This window comes from Acidovorax sp. HMWF018, from assembly GCF_003061035.1.
GTDB classification, from domain to species: Bacteria; Pseudomonadota; Gammaproteobacteria; order Burkholderiales; family Burkholderiaceae_C; genus Acidovorax; species Acidovorax delafieldii.
This window is the reverse complement of sequence record NZ_QAIM01000141.1, coordinates 1-4,963: the sequence shown is the minus strand read 5'-3', so window position 1 is coordinate 4,963 and position 4,963 is coordinate 1. Positions and strand designations below refer to the sequence as shown.

Sequence of the window (4,963 nt, the reverse complement as noted above, 5' to 3'; positions counted from 1 at the left end):
GCCGCATCCGCGCCGGGGTGCTGGAGAAGGTCTGCATGGACCTGCTGGACCAGGCGGGCGTGAGCGCCCGTGCCCATGCCGAGGGCCTGCCCCACGACGGCATCGAGCTGCTGTTCAAGGGCCAGCGCCACCGCATCGATCTGCACGAGCTGACCGGCGGCAGCCGCGTGACGGTGTACGGCCAGACCGAAGTCACGCGCGACCTGATGGATGCGCGCGCAGCGGCCGGCCTCACCACCGTGTACGACGCACAGAACGTGCAAGTGCACGACTTTGACGGCCAGCACCCACGCGTGACGTACGAAAAGGATGGCCAGACCCACGAGCTGGCGTGTGACTTCATCGCGGGCTGCGACGGCTACCACGGCGTGTGCCGCGCCAGCGCACCGGCCGACCTGCTCAAGACCTATGAGCGCGTGTACCCCTTTGGCTGGCTGGGTGTGCTGGCCGATGTGCCACCGGTGTCGCACGAACTCATCTATGCCAACACCGAACGCGGGTTTGCGCTGTGCAGCATGCGCAGCGCCACGCGCAGTCGCTACTACGTGCAGGTGCCTACGACTGACAAGGTCGAGAACTGGACCATCGACCAGTTCTGGACCGAGCTGGGCAACCGCCTGGACCCCGAGGCCCGCGCCAATCTGATGACCGGCCCCGCTCTGGAGATGAGCATCGCCCCGCTGCGCAGCTTTGTGGCCGAGCCCATGCGCTTTGGCCGCATGTTCCTGGCCGGTGATGCTGCCCACATCGTGCCACCCACGGGCGCCAAGGGCCTGAACCTGGCCGCCAGCGACGTGGGTTATCTGTGGACCGCGCTGACCGAGTTCTACAAAGAAAAGTCAGCCGTTGGCATCGACACCTACTCCGACCGCTGCCTGCGCCGTGTGTGGCGTGCCGAGCGCTTCTCCTGGTGGTTCACTTCGCTGATGCACCGCTTTCCGGAAACCGGCGAGTTCGGCCAGAAGATCCAGGAAGCGGAGCTGGACTACCTGGTGCACTCCCGTGCGGCCTCGGTGTCGCTGGCGGAAAACTATGTGGGCCTGCCGATGAACTTTGGGGCCTGAGCCCCAGCAGGCCTCCAGACCCGGCCGCCATCGCCATTCAGCGGGCGGCGGATGCGGGCTCTGCGGCCGACGCGCCCTGTGCCGCGGCGGACGGCACCGGCAGCGACACCAGCCACTGCGCCATCTCGCGCGCCTGGGCTTCCGTGACTTGCAGGTGGCGCGGCATCAAGGTGCGGCCCCACTCGCCCACACTGCCGTTGCGGATCTTGCCGGCCAGGTAATCGACTGCGTCGGCGCGGTCACGGTACCGCGCTGCTACCTGCTGGAACGACGGGCCTACGTAGTAGCGCTCCATGCCATGGCAGCGCAGGCAATCGGATGCCTCCACCATACGAAGTCCGGCCGGTGCGGAGGGCGGTGAGGCAGCGCTGCCTTCTAACCCGCCTGCACCCGACGCGCCCTGAGCGGCACTCGCAGCGCCCGGCCCCGGCTGCAGCATGCGCCAGCCCAGGTTGAGCATGCCCAGCACCACCAGTGCCATGAACACCATCAGGGCCCACCCCAGCCAGCGGGGCCGGGGTGGCGGGGTCTCATCGTCGCGGTGCATGCGCGCGCACCGCCGCGAGCCCCGTCGCGATACCCATCATCTCAGTGGCGGAAGTGGCGCACACCGCTGAAGACCATGGCCACGCCACGCTCGTTGGCGGCGTCGATCACTTCGTTGTCGCGCATCGAACCACCGGGCTGGATCACGCAAGTAGCGCCCGCATCAACCACCACGTCCAGGCCGTCGCGGAAGGGGAAGAAGGCGTCGCTCGCTACAACCGTCCCTTGCAAGGTCAGGCCTGCGTGGCCTGCCTTGATGCTGGCGATGCGGGCCGAGTCCAGGCGGCTCATCTGGCCCGCACCCACGCCCATGGTCATGCCGCCCTTGCAGAAGACGATGGCGTTGCTCTTGACGTACTTGGCGACCTTCCAGGCGAACAGCAGGTCTTCCATTTCTTCCAGCGTGGGCTGCTTCTTCGTCACGACCTTGAGGTCGATGAGCGACAGCTCGTGGTTGTCAGCGGTCTGCAGCAGCAGGCCCGAGCCAATGCGCTTGGCATCCATGGCGTTGCGGCCACGTTCCCAGTCGGTCTTGCCCCCGTGTGCGGGCAGCGCGATCTTGAGCAGACGCACATTGGCTTTGGCCTTGAAGATCTCCAGCGCCTCGGCGGTGAAGTCAGGGGCCATCAACACCTCGACAAACTGTTTGCTCACCTGGGCTGCCGCCTGGCCGTCCACCACGCGGTTGAAGGCGATGATGCCGCCGAAGGCGCTGGTGGGGTCGGTCTGGAAGGCCTTGCTGTAGGCGCTCAGCGCGTCCAGGCCCACGGCCACGCCGCAGGGGTTGGCATGCTTGACGATCACGCAGGCGGCCGCTTCAAAGCTCTTTACGCATTCCCAGGCGGCATCGGCGTCGGCGATGTTGTTGTACGAAAGCTCCTTGCCCTGCAGCTGCACGCCGGTGACCAGGGAGCCGGGCGCGGGGTGCAGGTCGCGGTACAGCGCGGCCTGCTGGTGGCTGTTTTCGCCGTAGCGCAGGTCCTGCACCTTGGTGAAGATGCCGTTGCTCTGGCCGGGGAACTGGGTGCGCGTGGGCACATAGGTTTCCGACAGTTTTTCTTCTTCAAACGTGACGGAGGAGAGGTAGTCGCTGATGGCGCCGTCGTACTGCGCGATGCGGTTGAACGCGGCCACCGACAGCGCAAAGCGCAGCTTGTCGCTCAACTTGCCACCGGCCTTCAGCTCGGCCAGCACGGCGTCGTACTGGTCGGCCGAGGTGATCACGCCCACGTCCTTCCAGTTCTTGGCGGCGCTGCGCACCATGGCGGGGCCGCCGATGTCGATGTTCTCGATGGCGTCGGCCAGCGTGCACCCGGCCTTGGCCACGGTGGCTTCAAAGGGGTACAGGTTCACCACCAGCAGGTCGATGGTGTCGATGCCGTGTTCCTTCAATGCCGCCATGTGTTCCGGCAGCTCGCGGCGGGCCAGCAGGCCGCCGTGCACCTTGGGGTGCAGCGTCTTCACGCGGCCGTCCAGCATTTCGGGGAACTGGGTGACTTCGGCCACCTCGGTCACGGGCAGGCCCTTGTCGGCCAGCAGCTTGGCCGTGCCGCCGGTGGACAGCAGCTTGATGCCCAGCGCGTGCAGCGCTTGCGCGAATTCGACGATGCCGGTCTTGTCAGAGACGGAGAGAAGTGCGTTCATGGTGGTGGTGCGGAGGTTTTGAATGAAAACAGGCTATAGCGCTAGTGCATCATGCGCTGATAGCTACAAAATAAATAGCAACTAGACGCAATCCATCAGAGCAGCTTGTGCTCGACCAGCTTCTTGCGCAGGGTGTTGCGGTTCAGGCCCAGCCATTCGGCGGCGCGCGACTGGTTGTTGTCGGCCTGCTGCATCACGACTTCCAGCAGCGGCCTTTCGACCACACGCACCAGCATGTCGTACATGCCATCGGGCGTCTCGCCGCCCAGGTCGCGAAAGTAGCCCTGCAGGCTTTCGCGCACGCATTCTTCGATGTGTTTCTTGCTCATGCAACCAATCCCTCTTGTTCTTCTGTGTCGGCATCCACGTCAGTGGCGACAGGCAGCCGGTCCATCTGTTGGCCCAGGGCGCCCAGGTAGTCGGCCACGGCCTGCCACTGTGTGGTGCAGTCTTCGATCGTATTGATATGTGCCCGCAAGGCCTCGCCGCCCGGCAGCGCGCGCAGGTACCAGGCAATGTGCTTGCGCGCACTGCGCACGCCGGTCAGCTCGCCATACAGGCTGTAGTGGTCTTGCAGGTGGTCCAGCAGCAGGCGCCGCACCTCGGCCACCAGCGGTGGCGCCAGGTGTTCGCCCGTGGCCAGGAAGTGGCCGATCTCGCGGAAGATCCATGGCCGGCCCTGTGCGGCGCGGCCGATCATGATCGCGTCGGCACCGGTGGCGGCGAGCACGTCGCGCGCCTTCTCGGGCGAGGTGATGTCGCCGTTGGCCACCACAGGCACCTTCACCGCCGCCTTGACGGCCGCGATGGTGTCGTACTCCGCATGGCCCTTGTAGCCCTGCTCGCGCGTGCGGCCGTGCACGGTGAGCATCTGGATGCCCACGCTTTCAAACTGCCGCGCCAATGCCACGGCGTTCTTGTGCTCCTGGCACCAGCCGGTGCGCATCTTCAGCGTGACAGGCACGTTGAAGGGAGCGCAGGCCTCGACCACCGCAGCGGCGATCTCCACCGCCAGCGCCTCGTTCTGCATCAGGGCGGAGCCCGCCCATTTGTTGCAGACCTTCTTGGCCGGGCAGCCCATGTTGATGTCGATGATCTGCGCGCCGCGTTCCACGTTGTAGGCCGCAGCCTCGGCCATCATCGGTGCATCGGTGCCGGCGATCTGCACGGCAATGGGCCCCGGCTCCCCTTCATGGTTGGCCCGGCGCGAGGTTTTGAGGCTGTTCCACAAATCCTTGCGCGAGGTCACCATCTCGCTCACCGCATAGCCCGCACCCAGCGCCTTGCACAGCTGGCGGAACGGCCGGTCGGTGACGCCCGCCATCGGGGCGACGAACAACCGGTTCGCCAAAGGAATGTGGCCAATTTGCATGGGCGGGGATAGGGAGGGGGAGGCAGCAACAGATGCTGAAAAAGGAGGCGGGATTGTACCTGCTCAAAATTTCAGCAACTGAAATGGAGCACACACCGTATCTATCTGCCGGTCGGGCTCTATTGAGTCAGCCCACTGGACGCCTCCCTCGCCCCCCACTCGGTCCCTGTGGCGCAAGCACCGCAGCGTCTCAACGCGCTGAGTGCAGGTTCACCGTGCGGCGAGATCGGTGTCTGCAGCCTGTGCGGGCGGCACACCCCGCTGCGCGAAATGCCACCAGGCATCCGGCAGGTTGTCGAACCGGTGGCGCGCCATGAGCGCCAGCAGCCACTGGCGG

The 4,963-nt window shown here is 65.8% G+C and carries 5 protein-coding genes; 1 reads left to right on the top strand and 4 read right to left on the bottom strand.

Annotated elements, in window-relative coordinates; all coding sequences use genetic code 11:
• The coding region (pobA, locus tag DBR23_RS05440; protein ID WP_233250291.1) for a 4-hydroxybenzoate 3-monooxygenase at positions 1-1,064 on the top strand (1,064 nt) is incomplete at its 5' end.
• A gap of 37 nt (positions 1,065-1,101) precedes the next feature.
• Here the strand turns inward: pobA and DBR23_RS05435 are convergent.
• From DBR23_RS05435 to dusB, 4 genes are all read right to left on the bottom strand, one after another.
• Positions 1,102-1,611 carry a c-type cytochrome gene (locus DBR23_RS05435; RefSeq protein ID WP_108497557.1) on the bottom strand — a complete coding sequence of 170 codons (510 nt, stop codon included), beginning with the start codon at positions 1,609-1,611 and terminating at the stop codon, positions 1,102-1,104.
• Positions 1,612-1,652: 41 nt separating this feature from the next.
• The gene (gene purH / locus DBR23_RS05430) at positions 1,653-3,254 is read right to left on the bottom strand and encodes a bifunctional phosphoribosylaminoimidazolecarboxamide formyltransferase/IMP cyclohydrolase (protein WP_108497556.1); all 1,602 of its coding nucleotides are present in this window, start codon (positions 3,252-3,254) and stop codon (positions 1,653-1,655) included.
• 95 nt (positions 3,255-3,349) lie between these two features.
• The gene (locus tag DBR23_RS05425) at positions 3,350-3,583 is read right to left on the bottom strand and encodes a Fis family transcriptional regulator (protein ID WP_015015597.1); all 234 of its coding nucleotides are present in this window, start codon (positions 3,581-3,583) and stop codon (positions 3,350-3,352) included.
• A complete protein-coding gene (gene dusB, locus DBR23_RS05420) occupies positions 3,580-4,626 on the bottom strand; it encodes a tRNA dihydrouridine synthase DusB (protein ID WP_108497555.1) in 1,047 nt (348 codons plus the stop codon). Before dusB ends, DBR23_RS05425 begins: the two co-directional genes overlap by 4 nt.
• Positions 4,627-4,963: the final 337 nt, after the last annotated feature.